General features: G+C 42.7%; 20 protein-coding genes. 12 read left to right on the forward strand and 8 right to left on the reverse strand.

The window, feature by feature from the left end:
- Positions 1–161: 161 nt before the first annotated feature.
- From ftsY to rpmG, 3 genes are all read right to left on the reverse strand, one after another.
- Positions 162–1,118: a signal recognition particle-docking protein FtsY gene (ftsY, locus tag HUW51_RS04690; RefSeq protein WP_185272841.1), complete on the reverse strand. Its 957-nt coding sequence runs from the start codon at positions 1,116–1,118 to the stop codon at positions 162–164.
- A gap of 114 nt (positions 1,119–1,232) precedes the next feature.
- On the reverse strand, positions 1,233–1,388 hold the full coding sequence (locus tag HUW51_RS04695; RefSeq protein ID WP_106932222.1) for a DUF4295 domain-containing protein: 156 nt from the start codon (positions 1,386–1,388) through the stop codon (positions 1,233–1,235).
- A 2-nt stretch (positions 1,389–1,390) separates the two neighbouring features.
- Positions 1,391–1,573, reverse strand: coding sequence for a 50S ribosomal protein L33 (rpmG, locus tag HUW51_RS04700; RefSeq protein ID WP_185272842.1), 183 nt, complete (start codon positions 1,571–1,573; stop codon positions 1,391–1,393).
- Positions 1,574–2,055: 482 nt separating this feature from the next.
- Here rpmG and HUW51_RS04705 point away from each other — a divergent pair, with 482 nt between their 5' ends.
- Positions 2,056–2,748 carry a glycosyltransferase family 2 protein gene (locus tag HUW51_RS04705; RefSeq protein ID WP_185272843.1) on the forward strand — a complete coding sequence of 231 codons (693 nt, stop codon included), beginning with the start codon at positions 2,056–2,058 and terminating at the stop codon, positions 2,746–2,748.
- A 42-nt stretch (positions 2,749–2,790) separates the two neighbouring features.
- On the opposite strand, the gene HUW51_RS04710 is transcribed toward HUW51_RS04705, so the two are convergent.
- The 3 genes from HUW51_RS04710 to HUW51_RS04720 all read right to left on the reverse strand — a co-directional run bounded on the left by HUW51_RS04710 (position 2,791) and on the right by HUW51_RS04720 (position 4,817).
- Positions 2,791–4,227 (reverse strand): aminopeptidase P N-terminal domain-containing protein, encoded by a 1,437-nt coding sequence (locus HUW51_RS04710; RefSeq protein WP_185272844.1) that lies wholly within the window; start codon positions 4,225–4,227, stop codon positions 2,791–2,793.
- Positions 4,228–4,239: 12 nt separating this feature from the next.
- Positions 4,240–4,479 (reverse strand): 50S ribosomal protein L28, encoded by a 240-nt coding sequence (gene rpmB / locus HUW51_RS04715; RefSeq protein ID WP_106932218.1) that lies wholly within the window; start codon positions 4,477–4,479, stop codon positions 4,240–4,242.
- 179 nt (positions 4,480–4,658) lie between these two features.
- The gene (locus HUW51_RS04720) at positions 4,659–4,817 is read right to left on the reverse strand and encodes a DUF5522 domain-containing protein (protein ID WP_185272845.1); all 159 of its coding nucleotides are present in this window, start codon (positions 4,815–4,817) and stop codon (positions 4,659–4,661) included.
- Between the two features lie 158 nt (positions 4,818–4,975).
- Between HUW51_RS04720 and rocD the strand changes: the two genes are divergently transcribed.
- The 8 genes from rocD to HUW51_RS04760 all read left to right on the forward strand — a co-directional run bounded on the left by rocD (position 4,976) and on the right by HUW51_RS04760 (position 14,779).
- Complete coding sequence (gene rocD / locus HUW51_RS04725) at positions 4,976–6,214, forward strand: ornithine--oxo-acid transaminase (protein WP_185274427.1); 1,239 nt, start codon at positions 4,976–4,978, stop codon at positions 6,212–6,214.
- 782 nt (positions 6,215–6,996) lie between these two features.
- Positions 6,997–7,791: a ferritin-like domain-containing protein gene (locus tag HUW51_RS04730; protein WP_185272846.1), complete on the forward strand. Its 795-nt coding sequence runs from the start codon at positions 6,997–6,999 to the stop codon at positions 7,789–7,791.
- Between the two features lie 15 nt (positions 7,792–7,806).
- The gene (locus tag HUW51_RS04735; RefSeq protein ID WP_185272847.1) at positions 7,807–8,661 is read left to right on the forward strand and encodes a ferritin-like domain-containing protein; all 855 of its coding nucleotides are present in this window, start codon (positions 7,807–7,809) and stop codon (positions 8,659–8,661) included.
- A 270-nt stretch (positions 8,662–8,931) separates the two neighbouring features.
- Entirely contained in the window at positions 8,932–9,912 is a 981-nt protein-coding gene (gene hemB, locus HUW51_RS04740) for a porphobilinogen synthase (protein ID WP_185272848.1), read from the forward strand.
- Positions 9,913–10,658: 746 nt separating this feature from the next.
- A complete protein-coding gene (lpxD, locus tag HUW51_RS04745) occupies positions 10,659–11,681 on the forward strand; it encodes a UDP-3-O-(3-hydroxymyristoyl)glucosamine N-acyltransferase (protein ID WP_185272849.1) in 1,023 nt (340 codons plus the stop codon).
- 127 nt (positions 11,682–11,808) lie between these two features.
- The gene (locus HUW51_RS04750) at positions 11,809–13,206 is read left to right on the forward strand and encodes a bifunctional UDP-3-O-[3-hydroxymyristoyl] N-acetylglucosamine deacetylase/3-hydroxyacyl-ACP dehydratase (RefSeq protein ID WP_185272850.1); all 1,398 of its coding nucleotides are present in this window, start codon (positions 11,809–11,811) and stop codon (positions 13,204–13,206) included.
- Positions 13,207–13,371: 165 nt separating this feature from the next.
- The gene (gene lpxA / locus HUW51_RS04755) at positions 13,372–14,166 is read left to right on the forward strand and encodes an acyl-ACP--UDP-N-acetylglucosamine O-acyltransferase (RefSeq protein ID WP_185272851.1); all 795 of its coding nucleotides are present in this window, start codon (positions 13,372–13,374) and stop codon (positions 14,164–14,166) included.
- A complete protein-coding gene (locus HUW51_RS04760; protein ID WP_185272852.1) occupies positions 14,156–14,779 on the forward strand; it encodes an ABC transporter ATP-binding protein in 624 nt (207 codons plus the stop codon). The genes lpxA and HUW51_RS04760 overlap by 11 nt, the downstream gene beginning before the upstream one ends.
- A 102-nt stretch (positions 14,780–14,881) precedes the next feature.
- On the opposite strand, the gene HUW51_RS04765 is transcribed toward HUW51_RS04760, so the two are convergent.
- The gene (locus HUW51_RS04765) at positions 14,882–15,418 is read right to left on the reverse strand and encodes a hypothetical protein (RefSeq protein ID WP_185272853.1); all 537 of its coding nucleotides are present in this window, start codon (positions 15,416–15,418) and stop codon (positions 14,882–14,884) included.
- 236 nt (positions 15,419–15,654) lie between these two features.
- Here HUW51_RS04765 and metG point away from each other — a divergent pair, with 236 nt between their 5' ends.
- Positions 15,655–17,694 carry a methionine--tRNA ligase gene (gene metG / locus HUW51_RS04770; RefSeq protein ID WP_185272854.1) on the forward strand — a complete coding sequence of 680 codons (2,040 nt, stop codon included), beginning with the start codon at positions 15,655–15,657 and terminating at the stop codon, positions 17,692–17,694.
- 155 nt (positions 17,695–17,849) lie between these two features.
- On the opposite strand, the gene HUW51_RS04775 is transcribed toward metG, so the two are convergent.
- Positions 17,850–18,524, reverse strand: coding sequence for a 3-keto-disaccharide hydrolase (locus HUW51_RS04775; protein ID WP_185272855.1), 675 nt, complete (start codon positions 18,522–18,524; stop codon positions 17,850–17,852).
- A gap of 415 nt (positions 18,525–18,939) precedes the next feature.
- Between HUW51_RS04775 and HUW51_RS04780 the strand changes: the two genes are divergently transcribed.
- Positions 18,940–20,226, forward strand: coding sequence for a DUF2157 domain-containing protein (locus tag HUW51_RS04780; RefSeq protein ID WP_185272856.1), 1,287 nt, complete (start codon positions 18,940–18,942; stop codon positions 20,224–20,226).
- The gene (locus tag HUW51_RS04785) at positions 20,216–20,791 is read left to right on the forward strand and encodes a GDYXXLXY domain-containing protein (RefSeq protein ID WP_185272857.1); all 576 of its coding nucleotides are present in this window, start codon (positions 20,216–20,218) and stop codon (positions 20,789–20,791) included. Before HUW51_RS04780 ends, HUW51_RS04785 begins: the two co-directional genes overlap by 11 nt.
- Positions 20,792–20,861 lie beyond the last annotated feature (70 nt).

A 20,861-nucleotide genomic window follows, 5' to 3' on the forward strand; every position in this document is an offset into this window, starting at 1 on the left:
GCTAATAAACCTTGATTAACTAATAACCTCATTGAACAAGTATTATAATGAATTGCTAAAAAGCTAATTTTTAAAATACTATTGATTTTGCAACTGCTCTCTACGCTACCTCTACTCTTAACTTAAAACCAGTTATGATAATGGCCGCATTTTTTAAATTTTTATTTAGAGAACAGGGAATCTACAAATTCGTACTTATCAAAAACCTGCAAGTCATCAATTTTTTCGCCTACCCCAATGTATTTCACCGGAATTTTAAATTCATCCGAAATCCCAATTACTACGCCACCTTTGGCCGTACCATCTAATTTGGTAATGGCTAAAGCAGTTACATCGGTAGCTTTAGTAAATTCGCGGGCTTGAATTACAGCGTTTTGGCCGGTACTGCCATCAAGCACCAACAATACTTCGTGCGGGGCTTGCTCAATAAACTTCTGCATAACGCGCTTAATTTTAGAAAGCTCGTTCATTAAGCCTACCTTATTATGTAACCGACCAGCCGTATCAATAATTACCACATCAGCATCCATTTCTACGCCTTTCTTTACGGCGTCAAAAGCTACCGAAGCCGGATCGGTGTTCATGCCGTGCGAAATTACCGGCACCCCTACCCGTTCGCCCCAAATAATTAATTGATCAACCGCGGCGGCCCGGAAAGTATCGGCTGCGCCCAGCACTACTTTTTTGCCGGCTTTATGAAACTGCGCCGCCAGTTTTCCAATGGTAGTGGTTTTACCAACGCCGTTTACGCCCACTACCATAATTACGTAAGGTTTAATGTTTGCGGGCAGTACAAACTCGGCAGTAGCTTTACCGGAATTATTTTCTTCGAGTAATGCCGCAATTTCTTCGCGCAGAATCCGGTCCAGCTCCGAAGTGCCCACGTATTTATCCCGGGCCACCCGGTCTTCGATACGCTTAATAATTTTAATAGTGGTTTGCACCCCTACATCCGAGTGCACCAGCGTATCTTCTAAATCGTCCAGTACTTCTTCGTCTACTTTCGATTTCCCAACAACGGCTTTACTGAGTTGATCGAAAAAGCTGGTTTTGGTTTTTTCTAAGCCTTTATCCAGCGATTCCTTTTTTTCTTTACTAAAGAAGTCAAAAAGTCCCATAGTGGTTATTCCTTCTGAACGATAAACGTAATATATTCTGAGTAATTATAAACAGAAAAAGTCCCGACAACGACTGTGGGACTTCCTGGTATTATGTTAAAGCAATAACCGCAATTATTTAGCGGCTAAAAACTCCTGTACTTTATCTACAGGCACCATTTCTTCTCTAAAAGTATAAGCACCGGTTTTAGGTGATTTTACTGCTTTAATAACTTTAGCCCAATCTTTACCAGTGGAGGTCTTAAGGGTCGCAACTACTTTCTTAGCCATGATTATTTAATTTCTTTGTGTACAGTAACTTTTCTCAGGTTCGGGTTGAATTTTTTTAATTCTAACCGCTCCGGTGTGTTTTTACGATTTTTGGTAGTAATATATCTAGAAGTACCCGGAACGCCGGAGTTCTTTTGCTCGGTGCATTCCATTATTACTTGTACGCGGTTTCCTTTTTTAGCCATCTCAACTGTATTTTGAATTAGGACTGCAAATTTAGTCGGTTTAACTTTAAATTACAAGCTCTAATTATTAAAAATTTAGATAATTCGGGCAAGTTCCTGGCGGCCCTCTCCGTAAAAATACGAATAACTTTCTGTCGCCCTTCTAAAGCATTCCGTATTACTAACAAATAATGTTGTTTTAAAGGTATTTTTTAAACTCGCACGCTTAAAATCCGATATGCTATGCAGGCCAGAGGATTGTTCCTGGGCTTACCAAGTACAGCCGCTTTACTTGTATCCGCAAAATAGAAAAAGGCTACTATTATAGTCTATTCAGCAGAAAAAGTAGGCTTTATTTTAAATAATTTAAATTCCGGGGCAACTTTATTTAACCACGGCACCCATTTTATTGCATTTTCCGTATTTGGATTAATTACTGAATTTCTTGACAATTTTAAATTAATAATAAACTTTAACTTTACCGACTCAACTGCTTACTCATTATGCACGCAACCACCCAAACTACTTGTATTATCCCTTTTTACAACGAAGAATTTCGGGTTTTTCAGGTTTTGGAAGTTGTTACACAAATTAAAAATATCACGCAGATTATTTGCGTTGACGATGGCTCTGAAGATGATACCGCCGATATTATTTCGGATTACTGGCCATCGGTAGAGCTTATTAGGTTGCCTTATAACCAAGGCAAAGCGGCGGCCATCCGGCATGGCTTACAAGTAGCCAAGCACGAAAACATTTTGTTAATGGACGCCGACCTGCGCGACATTGACAAATCTGAAATAGAAAAAGCTATTCAAGCAATCACTTTACATAATCTGGATATGCTTATTCTGCGGCGCATTAATGCGCCCTGGTTCGTTAAATTCGACCGAGGAGATATCTTGTTATCGGGCGAACGGATTGTAAAGAAAAAAGACTTATTGAAGGTTTTTAACCAGGAAGTAAATCGCTACCAGGTAGAACTGGCCATTAACCTGTACATGCAAAAGCACAAGCGCAACGTTGGCTGGATGCCCTGGTCGGCTACCAACACGTATAAATCTAAAAAGATTGGCTTAGTAGCCGGCTACAAAAAAGAATTTGAAATGTTTACCGATATTGTGCTGTATGCTGGTTTCCGGAATATTGTAAGGCAGATTAGCTCCTTTGCCACCAAGAAAGTAAGCCACGAGTAAACAGCTTCATTGGATTAAGGTATAACTACTCGTCACTGCTATTTACTTTAGTTCAGGAAGAATAAAATCATCGAGGGCACTGGGTTTAGCCATTAAAGCTTCGATATCCGAAATGGTGCGGGGGGCAGCCACTGATAAGTTTTCCCAACCATTTTCGGTTATTAAGATATCGTCTTCAATGCGGATACCAATGCCCCACCACTTTTTGTTACAAGGGCTACCTTCGGGTATGTAAATGCCCGGCTCCACGGTAATTACCGTATTGGTTTGCAGCGGACCGTAGGTACCCGGATCGTGCACGTCCAAGCCTAAATAATGCGATGTACCGTGCGGAAAATACAACAAGGCATCTTCTTCTTTTTTAATTATTCCTAACTTTTTTAAGCCTTGGGCAATAACCCGCTGTGTCGCCTGGTGCGGCGCAGCAAAAACATTACCCACCCGACATTGCTCGAAACCGGCTTGTTGTGCTTCCAATACCAATTGGTAAAGTTGCTTTTGCTCCATGTTAAAAGTACCAGAGGCGGGTATAGTACGCGTTACATCGGCGGTATAACCGTGGTATTCGGCGCCTAAATCCATTAACGCTAAGCTATTATTACCTAGTTGCGGCTTATCATTTTCGATGTAATGCAACACGCAGGCATTGTTACCCGCTCCCACAATAGACGGATAGCCTTCGTATTTCGCGCCATATTTTTTGTACACAAATTCGTGTATTCCCTGTACTTCGGTTTCCGACATAGCCGGGCGCATAGCCTTCATTACTTCTTGCTGCCCTACTGCCGAAATAGCAATGGCTTTTCGCAGTAATTTTAATTCTTCCAGGGTTTTTACTTCCCGCATGCGCGTCAGGAGCATGGGTACAATGGTGTTATTTACCATTTTATTGCCTGGATACTGCACCTTTTGTTTAAACTGTTGAATTAAGCTAAATAAATCAGCTTGGTCGCGCACATCATCACGAACATCTTCTGGTAATTCTTTTGTTAAAATGCCGCCGGTAAAAGCCGCAGGCTCCAGCTTAAAGTTAGCGAAAGCCGCATTCAGCAGAACAGAATGAAAACCCAGCTCCTCCATGACACCTTTTTCCCCGAGCCGTTTGCCATTCCATTGTTCTTGCTTGGGGTCGCGGGGCTGCACAAAAATTACTTCGCGGGTGGGTTTACCAGCAATGTTTTGTTCCTGGGCAAACAACAACAAAACCGCGTTGGGTTCGCGGTAACCAGTTAAATAATAGAAATCCGGATCCTGATGGTAATGATAATCCACATCATTGGCGCGATTTCGCACCGGATTGGCAAAAAAAACAGCAACGGAGTGAGCTGGCAATTGTTTAATAAGCAGCTCTCTCCGTTGCCGGTGAAAATTTTTATCTAGAAAATCAGTAGGTTTCTCCGGAGTAACTACGGGTTGCGCCCAAGCAACAACACCCCAGTTAATTCCTGCTAACAGCAGGAGAAGCCGGATGGCCCGCATTGATGTAAAAAACTAGTAAACGATATAACCGTCGGCTACTGCTTTTTTCAGTACCGCAGAGATACCATTTTTATTGATGGTACGGATAGCCGAGGTAGATACTTTTAAAGTGATCCAGGCATCTTCTTCCGGTACGTAAAATTTCTTTTTCTGTAAATTAGGGTAAAACTTACGCTTGGTTTTATTATTAGCGTGTGATACGTTATTACCAACCTGTGGTCTTTTTCCGGTTAAGTCACAAACTCTGGCCATTTTTATCTTTATCTAAATCGTTTATCTTAAAAGGGACGCAAATATCCGAAAAAATAGCAGAATATCAAACCTCAGAAATAAATAAATTTAAAAAATTGCTTTTGCCACCAACTTCTCATCCTTAAATCGCCAATACAAAGTTGGTTAAAACAGTATAACAACGCTTCTATAACCGGCTTTTACTTACTCTTTTTTTTAAAACCATAAGGGCAATGTTTACAGCCGTTTTTACAGCAAAAGCCCCGCTTTAAATGATAGGCAGCGGTAAATACCATATAGCCTTGCTCATTAAAATAAAAATCGCCGGGTTCTAAAGACGGTAATTTGTCAGGCTTCAAAAATTTTAAAAATTTTAAATTTACGGGGCAAAGGTACACGTTCCTGGTTATATCCTGCTTTTGATTTAACCAAGAGTTGTCGGTAATTTTAACCTGTTAAGCAGCAATGTCCGTACCTGTTAGTTTAAAGCAGATGTACCATTATGAAAGTTTCGCCTATGAATACCACCCGCATTACCTCCAGCCAACAAGCCATCGACCTCGAAGAAAAATACGGTGCGCATAACTATCACCCGCTGCCGGTGGTATTGGCACGTGGGCAAGGCGTGTATTTGTGGGACGTAGAAGGCAAACCATATTTCGATTTTTTGTCGGCTTATAGCGCGGTAAACCAAGGGCATTGCCATCCTAAAATTATTCAGGCTTTAACGGAGCAAGCGCAGGTGCTTACTCTTACCTCCCGGGCATTTTACAACGACAAACTGGGAGAATGCGAGAAATACATTTGCGACTATTTTGGTTTTGAAAAAGCTTTACTCATGAACTCGGGCGCCGAAGCGGTGGAAACGGCCATTAAACTAGCCCGTAAATGGGGCTACGAAGAAAAAGGCATTCCCCGGTACCAGGCCGAAATAGTGGTGGTGGAACATAACTTTCATGGCCGTACCACCGGTATTATTTCGTTTTCTACCGACCCCGATTCCACCAGTGGGTTTGGCCCTTTTATGCCTGGTTATAAAGTGGTGCCTTACGATGATTTAGCTGCCTTGGAAGAAGCCTTGCAAAATCCGCACGTATGCGGTTTTCTGGTAGAGCCAATCCAAGGAGAAGCCGGCGTATACGTGCCCTCCAAAGGATATTTAAGCCAGGCCAAAGCGCTTTGCGAAAGATACCGGGTGTTGTTTATGGCCGATGAAATTCAGACAGGGATTGGCCGCACCGGAAAATTATTGGCTTCGGATTACGAAAACATTCGTCCGGATGTGTTGATTCTGGGCAAAGCTTTGTCGGGGGGCGTATTACCGGTTTCGGCGGTGCTGGCCGATGATGCTATTATGTTGTGCCTGAAACCAGGACAGCATGGTTCTACGTATGGCGGCAACCCTTTAGCCTGTGCCGTAGCTGTGGCCGCTTTGGAAGTAATGCAAGAAGAAAACTTAATTGAAAATGCTTTTAAACTGGGAGAAATTTTTCGGGAACGCATGCGGCAAATTCAGCAACAATATCCGGAAGTGGTGCAATTGGTGCGCGGCAAAGGTTTGCTCAACGCCCTTGTTATTAAACCCACGCTGGATGGCCGTACCGCCTGGGATGTATGTTTAGCTTTAAAAGAAAATGGTTTATTGGCTAAACCTACCCACGGCGACATTATCCGGTTTGCGCCACCCCTTGTAATTACCGAAAACCAACTACACGAATGCTGCAACATTATTCAAAAAACAATTGCTGCTTTTTAGGTTTACCGCACCAAATTCATTTACCCGTAATTCATTTACCCGTACTCGCACGCGCCATATTTCTTAAGTTTAGTAAGCACTAACTTTGCCTGGTTCGTAGTACTATTATTGGCTTATGTTGCATAGCTCCCGGAGTTATTTTTAAAATTCTGGCTTAAAAGCAGAACACTTAAAGCCACTTTATTAAGTGGCGGAGTCGTCATTCCGGTTGGTTTATAGTTTAACCAGCTAGCGCCTTTTACCAGAATTTTAAAAATTTAAAATTCTGGTGGGTAACATCTCCAGTCAATACCTTACTTTTTGACTTGCCTACTCTAAATTCTTATTCCAGGAATTAAGCGCATCAGCCGGATCAACTCATTAAAATACAAGAATAACTATTAGCCTATACAATAAAACCCGTTATATTTTTAATGAAATGCCAAACATTTGCATGCTAAAATTGTTTTATGCGGCTTTATAATAAAAATACAAATCACACTCAACATCCCAAGTCAGTGAATCAAGTATTTATACGGAAATTTTGCAAATATTATTCTTGCTCCATCTTATTTTTATTCAATACAATAAGAAAAACAATCCACTAAATTAAGGTATAATTCTATTTACCCTGTATTTACCTTGTCCGTATAATTACTGCTATTGCAGTTACGTTAAAATCCTTTTTTTACAGGAACCCGTAAGCAAATCCAAATGCCAAAGCACTCTTAAAGGCCTTTAAAGATTAGCGCGCATCAACATTTTAATTTTATTAATTGTAGTTTAATCTTTATTGTTAAAATATGTCAAAAATTATAAATCCGCGAGACAAAAAAGCGGATAATACCCTTGATATATCTTCTCCTTTACAAAGAAGATCTTTTATAAAATACGCTGGTGCGGGAGCAGCTTTATCGGCGCTTATTCTTTCTGGTTGCAACGACGACGACGATGGCAAATTTAACGGCGTAGTGTATCAGCCCCCAACCCCGCCTCCTAACCCGAACGAAATACCGGCAGTTAACCTGGGCTCCGGCGATACCGGAATTTTAAATTATGCTTACGCGCTGGAGCAATTAGAAGCGGCGTTTTACGATATGTTGGTGAAGAGCACGACGTTTAATACTACTTTTACTAATGCTACCGAACGAGCAGTATTAACCGATATCCGCGACCACGAAGTAGCTCACCGCGACTTTTTTAAATCGGTACTCGGAAACGCCGCTATTCCGGCTTTAACCCCCGATTTTTCTTTGGTAAACATGGCTGATCGGAATGTTGTTTTAATGGCGGCCCGCACTTTTGAAGACGTAGGCGTAGCGGCCTATAACGGAGCCGGCAAACTATTAACTATGGCCACCAACCTGGCTTTAGCCGGTAAAATTGTTTCGGTAGAAGCCCGCCACGCGGCCGAAATCCGGGAGATGCTGAAACAAAACACGTTTGCCGCCCGGGGAGGAGCTTCACCTAAACCCGGCGACGAAAATATTATAAACGATAAAGGTTTAGACTTAGCCTTAATGCCAAACGAAGTGCTGGCCTTAGCGAAGCCTTTCATCAAAAATGATATAAATGCCAGTAGTTTGCCAACCAGTTAATTAAGATAAAACATCATGAATATTTTTAATATATTTTCAGAAATTGAAAAAGTAGATCCGGAGGTATACGAACGCTTCGATAGCCGTCGGCAAGTATTTAAACACATGAGTGGTTTTGGTAAGAAATTGGCTGCGGCCGCGGTACCAGTAGCTTTTGGCGCGGTATTTAATAAAGCGTATGGCCAAACCAGCAACAATGCCGATATTATTGCCATTCTAAACTTTGCTTTAACGGCCGAGCTAACCGACTCTACTTATTACAGCAAGGTATTAGATGCCAATAGCCCCAACCTGCCCGCCGAATTTAAAACAGGCTTAACCATTATCCGGGACAATGAGTTAGGGCACGTAGAAACGCTAAAAAAAGCCATTCAGGATTTAGGTGGCACTCCCGTTGTTATAGCAGAATCGCGGTTAGATTATACTGCTGGCGGCAAAATAAACGATCCGTTTGCGGATTATCCAACTATTTTAGCCTTGGGCCAAGCTTTCGAAGACACCGGCATTCGGGCGTATAAAGGCCAGGCGCCTAAACCCGCCATCATGGCCAACGACGCCATTTTGCAAACGGCTTTGCAAATCCATTCGGCAGAAGCCCGGCACGCAGCTTATTTCCGCCGCCTGCGCGGCGACGGCCAAAACTTAGAAAACAACAAACCCTGGATTACCTTAAAAGACAGGGGCAACCTACCTGAGTTTACGCAACCTATTTACGACGGCGAAGAAACTACCACGCAAGCTACCGTAAATATTGCGAACCTAGTAAGTGCCAATGCCGCTTCAGAAGCTTTTGATGAACCCCTGGAAATGCCCCAGGTAATAGCTATCCTGAATAATTTCTTTAAAGAAGGAGAAAAACTGCCAGGCTAGAATATTAAAATTTAAAAATTTACTTAAAGCCAGCATAGCTGGCTTTTTTTGTTTTGTTCCGTTTGGCAACTAACCAGATATTACCATCGCCAAAACAGCTAACATTTATTCTGACTCCGAGAAATAAAATTAAGGCTATAAAGATACGGCTTGTTAGCAATCAAAAGAATTAAGTTATTTACTTGCAAGGGAACGGCACAAGTCTAAACTTTGTGGTATAAGTAGGCGGTTAATTAAAACCGAAATTTTAAAAATTTTAAATTTTACCCCATGAACTTAACCAGACGTCCGCGCCGTAACCGGAGAACCGAGGTAATCCGGAATTTGGTGCAGGAGAATAACCTTACCGTTCACGATTTTATATATCCTATTTTTGTACTGGAGGGCGAAAACAAAAAAGAAGAAATTACCTCCATGCCGGGCATTGCACGCTATTCTACCGACCGGATGCTCGATGAAATTGCGGCTTGCGTAGACTTAGGCGTAAAAGCTTTTGCCCCTTTCCCTAACATTCCCGAAAGTCAAAAAGACCGTTTTGCTACCGAAAGCTTTAACCCCGAAGGCTTGTTTCCTTCGTTTATCCGGGAAGTAAAAAAGAATTTTCCGGAGGTAGTACTGGTAACCGATGTAGCCATGGACCCTTACTCTTCGGATGGGCACGATGGCATTGTAGACAACGGCGAAATCCTGAACGATGCGACACTAGAAATTCTTGGTAAAATGGCCCTGGAACAAGCCCGCGCCGGCGCCGACATTATTGCGCCCTCCGATATGATGGATGGGCGGGTAGGTTTTATCCGGGAAAAGCTCGATCAGAACGGGTTTCAGAATGTAGCCATCATGAGCTATACCGCTAAATACGCCGGCGCTTTTTACGGCCCGTTCCGCGATGCTTTAGCTTCGGCGCCAAAGTTTGGCGATAAAAAAACCTACCAGATGAATCCCGCTAACAGCCGCGAAGCTTTATTGGAAGCTGAACTAGATACCGCCGAAGGAGCCGATTACTTAATGGTAAAGCCCGCCCTGGCTTACCTGGATGTAATTAAATTACTCCGCGATAACTCGCATTTGCCCATTGCGGCCTATAACGTAAGCGGCGAATACGCTATGGTAAAAGCCGCTGCCCAAAATGGATGGATTGACGGTCAAAAAGCCATGATGGAATGCTTAATGAGCATGAAACGGGCGGGAGCCGATATCATCCTGACTTATTTTGCGAAAGAAGCCGCGCAATATTTAAAAAAAGGTTAATCTTAAAAACTTTCCTATCATTAAAAAGGACCAGTTGCAAGCAACTGGTCCTTTTTAATTTTTTTACATTTCTGGCTAAGTTGCTACTCCCCAAAAGCATAATTAACCCAGCGCTGGCGCTGGTTTTCTGATTATATTAATTTAGGGAATTTCCGGAACGTAAGGTAAACCCGGTTCGATACCATTTATTTACACGGGCACCATAGCCAACCCGCTTTCCCGGGATATCAATGCGCTTCTGGATGGTTTTGTAGCCAATGGCAGCCTGAAGCTAAATTTTTTAAATTTTTGTTATTTTAAGCTTAAAGCCAAAGGCGTTTACTCCCCTAAAAAGCAAAAAGGTTATAAAACTTACTTTACGAACAAAATGCTTTTATCCCCGCCAAACATCGGCAACTTTGCCCAAACCTGATTAAGATCAGGGGTGCGGCGGCCCTTTTTTTAAAAAATGGTGGCTTTTTAATTTGCTGCGCTAGTGCAAATCCTAAGTCTTATTTTAAATCTTTAAATAAAAACCTTGTTGCCAAGCTAAATCCGGCTTTCTTTTTCGTTTTTATCTTCCAAAAGAATAACATCTGGCTCAACAGACAAGATTTTACAGCTTGCAAAAATAATTACCTAATAATGAACCACATACCGCATATTAATCCAATTTACCAGCTGATATCTGTTCAATTAGCAACAATATTAACCCGCCAACCTTAAAGAAATGGCACTTTAATTAAATTCTTTATTATTTTTGAGCCATGAAATTTACCGTCGGACAAATAGCTGAGTTATTGGGAGGAACAGTAGAAGGCAATGCAGCAGCTTCCGTATATAAACTGGAAAAAATTGAAGAAGCCCGGGAAGGCTCTCTGGCTTTTTTGTCGAACTTAAAATATGAACATTTCTTATATACCACAGCAGCTACAGCGGTAATTGTATCGCATCAACTAGAGTTAAAGCTACCAACCCAGGCGGCCCTCATCCGGGTAGAAGATCCGTATTTGAGTTTTACGCAACTGCTGGAAGAATATCAGAAATTAAAAGGCCGTTTAATGCAGGGCGTAGAAAGCCCTAGTTTTATAGGCGAAAACGTTATTATTGGCGAAGCTCATTACCGGGGCGCGTTTTCGTATATTGGCCATAACTGCCGCATCGGCGATAATGTACGCATTTACCCGCAAGCCTATGTGGGCGATAATGTTACTATTGGCAACAACACCACTATTTTTGCCGGCGCTAAAATTTACGCCGATTGTGTGATTGGCAACGATTGTATTATTCATGCGGGAGCGGTTATTGGCAGTCCGGGTTTTGGTTTTGCGCCCCAGAAAGATGGTACCTACCGCGATATTCCGCAATTAGGCAATGTAATTCTGGAAGATAGAGTAAACATTGGCGCCAACACTACCATCGATTGCGCTACCATGGGCTCTACCGTAGTGCGCGAAGGCACTAAAATCGATAACCTGGTAATGCTGGCTCATAACGTAGAAGTAGGCCGAAATACCGTTATAGCAGCACAATCCGGCATTTCCGGCTCCAGCAAAATCGGGGATAATTGCGTTATTGCCGGGCAGGTAGGCATTGTGGGGCATATAGCCATAGCCAATAAAACAACCATCGGCGCCCAATCCGGCGTTTCTAAATCGGTAAAAGAAGAAGGTACTTTTATTCAGGGTTCGCCGGCTTTTGATTATAAACAAAACTTACGTGCTCTGGCTGTATTGCGGCGCTTGCCCGAATTAGAAAAACAATTAAACGAACTCAAAGAAAAAATTTAACTTGCAGCGCGGCTTTTAAGTAAAGAAATAACCGGGTAATACACGCCAGTAACAGTTGCATTTTAACTGAACTTCAATTAATTATAACGTTATACGTCTCATTAAAAACGTTACGCGTACTTTGTAAATGAACGATAAACAACACACCATTAAGTCGCCGGTTACAGTATCGGGCATTGGCTTGCACACGGGCGTAATGGCCAACATGACTTTTTTACCGGCGCCGGTAAATCATGGATACAAATTCCAACGCGTTGATCTGCCGGGCCAGCCCATTGTGGCCGCCGACGTAGATAATGTGGTAGATTTATCCCGGGGCACTACCATTGAACAAAATGGCGCGCGGGTAAACACCGTGGAGCATACGCTGGCAGCCGTGGTAGGTCTGCAAATTGATAATGTGCTCATTCAACTGGATGGTCCGGAACCACCCATTATGGATGGATCTTCTATTGAATTTATTCATGCTCTGGAAGCAGCCGGCCTGGAAGAACAAAACGCGCTGCGCAACTATTTTGAAATTCCGCAGGGTATTCATTACAAAGACAGCGAACGCGAAGTAGAATTAGCGGCCTTGCCCCTAAATGATTACCGCGTAACCGTTATGGTGGATTATAATTCCCCGGTGCTCGGCAGCCAACATGCTTCTATTACTGATATTGAACAGTTCCGGGATCAGATTGCCTCCAGCCGTACTTTTTGTTTTTTGCACGAACTGGAAGCCCTTTACAAGCAAAATTTAATTAAAGGCGGCGATTTAGCCAACGCCATTGTGGTAGTAGACCGGGTAGTTACCGAAGAAGAACTATCCAACCTGGCCACGCTTTTAAATAAACCCAAAGTAGCGGTAAAAAAAGAAGGAATTTTAAATAACGTAGAATTGCGTTATAAAAACGAACCGGCCCGCCACAAACTGCTCGATTTAATTGGCGATTTAGCCTTAGTAGGCCGGCCCTTAAAAGGCCAGATTTTAGCGGCTCGTCCGGGCCACGCCGCCAACGTAGCTTTTGCCAAAAAAATTAAAAAACAAATGCAGGAAGCGGCTATTCAAAACGTGCCCACCTACGATCCTACCAAGGAACCCGTAATGGACATTAATAAAATCAGCCAAACTTTACCGCACCGCTACCCATTCCTGCTGATTGATAAAATTATTTACCTCGACGAAAATACTGTGATCGGGGTGAAAAATATTACGCTGAACGAACCGTTCTTTCAAGGCCACTTTCCGGGTAACCCGGTTTTACCAGGAGTTATTCAAATTGAAGCCATGGCCCAAACCGGCGGTATTTTGGTATTAAGCACCGTACCTGATCCGGAAAATTACTGGACGTATTTTATGGGAGTAGACAAGTGCCGCTTCCGGCGCAAAGTTATTCCGGGCGATACCATTATTTTTAAATGCTGGCTTTTGGCACCTATTAAACGGGGTATTGCCAAAATGGAAGGCAAAGCTTTTGTAAACGGTAAAGTAGTAATGGAAGCCGAAATGTCGGCGAGCATCGTCCGGAAGGAAGGGGTGTAAAAGAATTATGAATTAGAAATTATGAATTAGAAATTTCAGATAATGCAACTAGCATTCTTTTTGATTAACTAATTCTTATTAAAAATGGCCAGACAGCAACGTTGCAATTATCCTGGCTATATAATTTCTAATTTTTAATTCATAATTTTTAATTTAACAGAAAGAATGAATCAACCATTAGCCTATATTCACCCGGAAGCCAAAATTGCCCAAAATGTAGTAGTAGAGCCATTTTCAACCATATATAAAAATGTAGAAATTGGAGAAGGCACCTGGGTAGGCCCCAACGTTACTATTATGGAGGGTGCCCGCATTGGCAAAAACTGCAAATTATACCCGGGTTGTGTTATATCTGCTGCACCTCAGGATTTAAAATATAAAGGCGAGCCCAGCACCGTATATATAGGCGACAATTCCGTTATCCGGGAATGTGTTACCATTAACCGGGGTACAGCCTTAGATAAAAACACCACCAACATAGGCAATAACTGTTTAATTATGGCCTATGTGCACGTAGCCCATGATTGCATTATTGGTAATAATGTAATTGTTGCTAATTCAGTGCAATTAGCCGGCCACATTGAAGTACAGGATTTTGTATTTATTGGTGGTACCACGGCCGTGCAGCAATTTGTAAAAATTGGTGCCCATACCATGGTAGGTGGTGGTTCTTTGGTCCGGAAGGATGTTCCTCCTTTTATAAAAGCCGCTCGCGAACCGCTTTCTTATGCTGGTATTAATTCAGTTGGTTTACGTCGGCGGGGTTATACCAATGAACAAATTAACGAAATTCAGCAGATTTACCGCATCATATTCCTAAGTGGGTTAAACTATGCGGCGGCTTTAGATAAAATTGAGTTAGAAATGGTACCCAGCGACGAACGCGACGAAATCATTAATTTCTTCCGGACTTCGGAGAGGGGCGTTATCCGGGGTTACTCGCAAAAAGATGCAGATTAAGCTGACCAAGCTTGGCAAACGCTATAATTACGACTGGATTTTTCGGCACCTTTCCTACGAATTTGTTTCTGGTAAAGCCTATGCTATTTTGGGGTACAATGGCTCCGGAAAATCCACCTTTATGAATACCTTATCGGGCAGTATACTCCCCAGCGAAGGTTCTATTGCGTACCAAAATAATTCACAGGCAATACCCGTAGACGAAATTTACCGGTATCTTTCTTTTTCGGCGCCCTACCTGGAGTTAGTAGAGGAATTTACTTTAACAGAATTATTGCAGTTTCATACCCGATTTAAACCACTCCGCCAACTTACCCCCAACCAATTAATTGAGCGCATGTACCTGGAGAAAGCGCGGCATAAATTCGTGAAGGATTTTTCGTCGGGCATGAAACAGCGCTTAAAACTAGGTTTGGCCATTTACACCGATGCTCCCCTTTTGCTCCTCGATGAACCCACCACTAATTTAGACCAGACAGGCATTAACTGGTACCTCGAGCACGTAACCGAAAACCGAAAAAATCGGCTGGTAGTGGTTTGCTCCAACATTGCCCACGAATATTCTTTCTGCGACGGCACCCTGGATATTACGCAGTTTCATCCGGTTAAATAGCTCAAGAATTTCGTTTTTCCGCCGGTAACCAGCAATGCCGGTATTTACCGACGGAAAAACGATAAAATTTAAAAATTTAGCTGCAACAAGAACATTTCTAAATTATTCCGGAGTTGTTGCTTCTGCGGCGGTGGGTGCCACTACTGGTACTGCGGCCGGTTTGCTGGCCCGGGATGTAGCTGGCTTTTTAGAAGTTGGGGCAGCGCTTGCTTTACTGGCCGAACGGGTTGAGCGAACCGGAGCGGGTTTTACTTCCGCGGCAACGGGAGCAGTAGCGGTTTCGGATTCCGGAGCAGCATCGTTAACTTTATTCTCGGTAGTATTTTCAGCACCTTTCGCTTTTTCTTTTTTGCTAGCTTTCTGCTCTTTTTTACCCATTACGGCTTCTTCTGCATTTTCTACCGTAGATACAATCGAATTTAACACATCATTCATCACAAACTCCGAACCTTCGTGAATTTTGCGTTTAGCTTCTTTCAATACATTTTTAATGGTGGCTTGCGTTTCTTTTTTAACGTCGCGCACCAAAGCTTTCATGCGCTTGTTAAAGTCACGTTGTAATTCTTTCGAGGGCAGTTTTTTATTCTTGCTGGCCGTTGTTTTTTTCTTACTTGATTTCTTCTTATCCGTTTTTTTCATAATAGTTAAAGCGCTTAAATTATTTTTAAAATACGTAGCCTTACCGCAAAGTTAAGCCACGTAATATCGCATTAATTTATACTTAAAAAGCAGCTTATCAGATATTAAATTATTGTTAATTTTTTAAAATTCTGCAACTAATTATACCCCGGGAACTGGCTTTTGTTTTGGTTCCGGTGTAGCTTCCACGTAATCACGAAGCAATTTTCTATATTTGCACCCCAACCCCCGAAAAAATGAATACAGAATATAAACGATATACCGTAACCGCCGCTTTACCTTACGCCAATGGGCCGGTGCACATTGGCCACTTAGCCGGGGTATATATTCCCGCCGATATTTACGTGCGCTATTTGCGTTCGAAAGGTGCCGACGTAAAATTTGTATGTGGCTCCGACGAACACGGTGTGCCCATTACCATCCGGGCGCAAAAAGAAGGTATTACGCCGCAGCAAATCGTAGATAAATACCACGAAATAATTAAAAATTCGTTCGCCGAGTTTAATATTTCCTTCGATATTTATTCCCGCACTTCCAACACAACGCACCACGAAACCGCCTCCGGCTTTTTTACCAACCTATACGAAAAAGGCGTATTCGAAGAAAAAACTTCGCAGCAGTACTTCGACGAAAAAAGCCAGCAATTTTTGGCCGACCGTTACATTGTGGGTACGTGCCCGCGTTGTGGCAACGAAAATGCTTACGGCGACCAATGTGAGAAATGCGGTTCTTCCTTAAGCCCGACGGAGCTAATTAACCCTAAAAGTATGCTGAGCGGCGAGCAGCCGGTGCTTAAAGAAACCAAACACTGGTATTTGCCCCTGGATGGATACGAAGACTGGTTGCGCGAATGGATTGTAGAGGGCCACAAAAACGACTGGAAAACCAACGTGTACGGCCAGTGTAAATCCTGGATCGATGGCGGTTTGCAACCCCGCGCCGTTACCCGCGATTTAGATTGGGGCGTACCGGTTCCTTTAGAAGAAGCGCAGGGCAAAGTTTTATACGTATGGTTCGATGCGCCCATTGGCTATATTTCGGCTACCAAAGATTTAACCCCGGATTGGAAAACCTACTGGCAAGATCCGGAAACCAAACTGGTGCATTTTATTGGCAAAGATAATATTGTGTTCCATTGCATTATTTTCCCGGTAATGCTCAAAGCACACGGCGACTATATTTTACCCGACAATGTACCCGCTAACGAATTTTTAAATTTAGAAGGCGATAAGATCTCTACGTCGCGCAACTGGGCCGTGTGGCTGCACGAATACCTGCAGGATTTTCCGGGTAAAGCCGATGTGCTGCGCTACGTTTTGTGTGCCAACGCGCCCGAAAACAAAGACAACGATTTTACCTGGAAAGATTTTCAGGCCCGCAACAATAACGAACTGCTGGCTATTTTCGGCAATTTTGTGAACCGGGCACTGGTGCTTACCCACAAATACTTTAACGGTCAGGTTCCGGAGAAAAATGCTTTAACCGATTTTGACCGCGAAGTTTTAAGCCAGTTTGAAACCTACCCGGATAAAGTAGCGGCAGCCCTGGAGCAATACCGTTTTAAAGAGGCCTTACAGGAAGTAATGAACCTGGCACGTTTAGGCAATAAGTACCTCGCTGATACCGAACCATGGAAACTCATTAAAACCGACGAAGCCCGGGTAAAAACCATCTTAAACATTGCCCTGCAAATTGCCGGTTCTTTAAGCATTTTGGTGGAGCCGTTTTTACCTACGTCGGCGCAAAAACTGGCCGATATGCTCAACATTCATTTGGGCAAATGGTACGAAGCCGGCATGGCCGAGTTTATCATTCCGGGCCATCCGCTGGGCGAAGCCAAACTGTTGTTCGAGAAAATAGAAGATGCTACGGTAGAAGCCCAGGTGCAGAAATTACTGGATACCAAACAAGCTAATTTACTCGCCAACTCGTTAGCCGCCCCAGCCAAAGAAAACATTACGTTCGATGATTTTTCCAGAATGGACATCCGCATCGGTACCATCCTGGAAGCCGAGAAAGTAGCCAAGACCAAAAAACTGCTCAAATTAAAAATTGATACCGGCATCGATCAACGCACCATTGTAAGCGGCATTGCCGAGTATTTTATCCCGGAAGCCATTATTGGGCAGCAGGTAGCGGTACTGGTAAACTTAGCTCCCCGCGAAATCAAAGGCATCCAAAGCCAAGGCATGATTCTGATGGCCGAAAATGCTGATGGTTCCTTGGCCTTTGTACAGCCTTCGGCAGTAGTGAAAAACGGCGGTACGGTGTCTTAAAAATTTAAAAAATTAAAAGCTGCGTGGCGAATAAGCTGGCGCAGCTTTTTTGTTTGTAGTAGTTTTTTTGCTCTTTATATATTAGCGAAACCGAGAATCACTGCTTGTAGCCATTACTTGGAACTCGACTACTGTTACTGGGCTTGTAAGCTTTTTTATTCGCTAAGTTTAGTGATGGGAGTTAGTAGTACTTTTCTAAATTCCACCTCGGAGCCTTCTGCCTGCAGGGCAATCTGGCCTTGTTGGGCGGTCGCATTGTAACCATGATTAACTAAGTCCTGATTCACCCATACTTTTATCTCCCTGTTCAGACATTCGATCGTTAAGGCATTCCATTGGCCCAAAGGCTTTTCAGAACCATCTGTTAAATTGGGAATGCGCCGCAGTTTATCGCCGTTTACGCCCCAATCTTTCTTTGGTCCCCGGCGCTTTTCCATATCCGGTACCGTTATGTCTTCCTGAATACACCAGAAATCGCCCGCATTCTGGTGCATCATCTGTACCTCAATGGATTTAGGAAACATCTCGTAAAGCGCCCTGGGAGTAGACACATGCACCAAAGCTCCGCAGTTACCTGGTTTAGCGGTAAACCGATATTCTAGTTCGAGCCGGTAGTTTTGGTAGATAGCATCCGTAATAAGGTGCCCTTCCGGTGTTCCCAGACTAACCAAGTAACCATTACGTACAACAAACGGGTTTCTAGCCTTCGTATCTTTATCTAATTGGGGTACATCCACGTGCCAGCCGGTTAGATCTTTGCCATTGAAAAGACTTTTAGCGCTTACTTGAAATGTTGAATCACCGGAAGTACTAATCCAAGTATCAGGCATGGTAAAGGAAAGAAACCCCAAAGCAAGAATAAGGACGACGCTAAATTTCTTCATAGAAGTTATTTCTAATATTAATTTGTTAAGCCTGTTTAGTTGTCCTGGATCCTAATCCTATTTTAAAGAAAAAGAGTTATAATAGCAAAAAGTAGAGCAAGTTAAACAGCTATAAGAGCTAATTTCAGGATTTCTCATCTGTGATGCGTAGAGTTGGCGTAAGTAGTCTCTAAGCATATCAGCGGGTGTCAGAATTTTAAAATTTTAAAAATCAAGGTTTTGGGGCATTTAACTGCAGAATAATTTTTATTGAAGTAGCTAATACAAGCACTTTATATACTTATATTGCTATACATTTTTTAAATTAAGCGCGTTTTACTCTGGTTACCTTCTGCCAGGATAAGTAAAAATTTAAAAAATAATGCGCCTACTCAAAGACTTACCCGAACTGCTGGATGCCGAAGTAATTACGCCCGAAACAGCCGACCGGATACGGGATTATTATAAAAGCAAAAACACTTCATCGGCCAACCCTCTGCTGGTTGTTTTTGGTATTTTGGGAGCTTTGTTAATCGGGCTGGGCATTATTTTAATTCTGGCGCACAACTGGGACGAACTTTCCCGGATAACCAAAACTTTGCTGGCTTTTTTACCGCTGCTGATAGGGCAAGTACTTTGCGGGTATGGGCTTATTAAGAAACAGGTGGGTACGGCATACCGCGAAAGTGCGGCTACTTTTTTGTTTCTGGCGGTGGGTGCCAGCATAGCGTTGGTAAGCCAGATTTATAACATTCCGGGTGGCACGGGCACATTCTTACTCACCTGGATGCTGCTGGGGCTGCCTTTGGTGTATATCATGCCGTCTTCGGTGGTTTCGTTACTGTATATTTGTGGTATTACCTATTATGCCGCCGAACTAGGTTACTGGTCTTACAAGTCCCCGCCGCCTTATTTGTATTGGCTTCTGCTGATGGGCATTCTGTCCCATTATTACCAATTATACCGGCGCAAACCCACGGGCAATTTCATTATTTTTCATCATTGGCTCATTCCGGCATCAGTAACTGTTGCTTTGGGAACGGTGGCCCAAAAAGCCGATGAATTATTGTTTATCGCTTATTTCAGCCTTTTCGGTGCTTTTTACCTTTTCGGAAATTTAATTTTTTTAAAAACGCAAAAACTAAAAAACAACGGCTATAAGGTTATCGGTGCATTGGGTACGGTGGCGTTATTACTCGCCTTAAGCTTTAATTGGTTTTGGGAAAGTTTAATAAAACAAGCTTTTTCGGTTAACCAACTAATTAACGCCCCCGAATTTTACGCCTCCGTTTTAACCTCCTTAGCAGCTACCGGACTTTTTTACGCTTACCTAAAAAACAAACCAATAAGCCGCTTACAGCCCATAGCACCTGCGTTTTTACTTTTTATATTCCTGTTTTTGCTGGGGCTTTTCTCGCCGGTGGCAGTGGTGCTCGTTAATATTTATATTTTATTGATTGGCGTATTAATTGTTAAAGACGGGGCCCGGCAAAATCATTTAGGGTTACTTAACCTGGGTTTGCTGTTAATTTCCGCTTTAGTCATTTGCCGTTTTTTCGACACCGACTTGAGTTTTGTTATCAGAGGTATTTTGTTTGTTTCGGTAGGCCTCGGGTTTTTCCTGGCCAATTACGGGCTACTTAAAAAGAGAAAAAACCATGAATTCTAAAAAACTGCTGATTTCCACCTTTATGCTGGTTGCGTTAGTTCAGGTGTACGTTCCGGCCAAAATGATTCTGGATCAGGAAAAAGTGTTAGCCACCGGTAAAGAATTTAAATTTAAAACCGCTCCTGTTGATCCCTACGATCCTTTCCGGGGAAAATACATTACGTTAAACTTTGCCGGAAACACCGTTAAAATTCTAAAAAATGAAAATTGGTTACCCGGCGAAACTGCTTACGTTTCGGTAATTACCGATCAGGCCGGTTTTGCTAGCATAAAAGCTATTTCTAAAAAGGAACCTGCTACCACCGAAGCGTATTTTAAAACCACGGTGCGTTATGTAACGGAAGATAAACCCCAACAAGCAGTTATTGACTTTCCGTTTGATCGTTATTACATGGAAGAATCGAAGGCGGCCGATGCGGAGAAATTATACCAGCAACTACAGAACGACACCACCCAAATAACTTATGCCCTGGTAAGTATTAAAAATGGCAGCGCCGTTTTAAAAGATGTTCTGGTCGGCGAAACGCCTATCCGGGAGTTAGTTAAAGCAAACCCCAAAAAGTAATTCTTGCTTACCGGTAAAAAGAAGGCGAACCGTCTCTAAATTTTAAGGTTTGAGTTAATCAAAAATTTTA

Source organism: Adhaeribacter swui (assembly GCF_014217805.1).
GTDB lineage: Bacteria > Bacteroidota > Bacteroidia > Cytophagales > Hymenobacteraceae > Adhaeribacter > Adhaeribacter swui.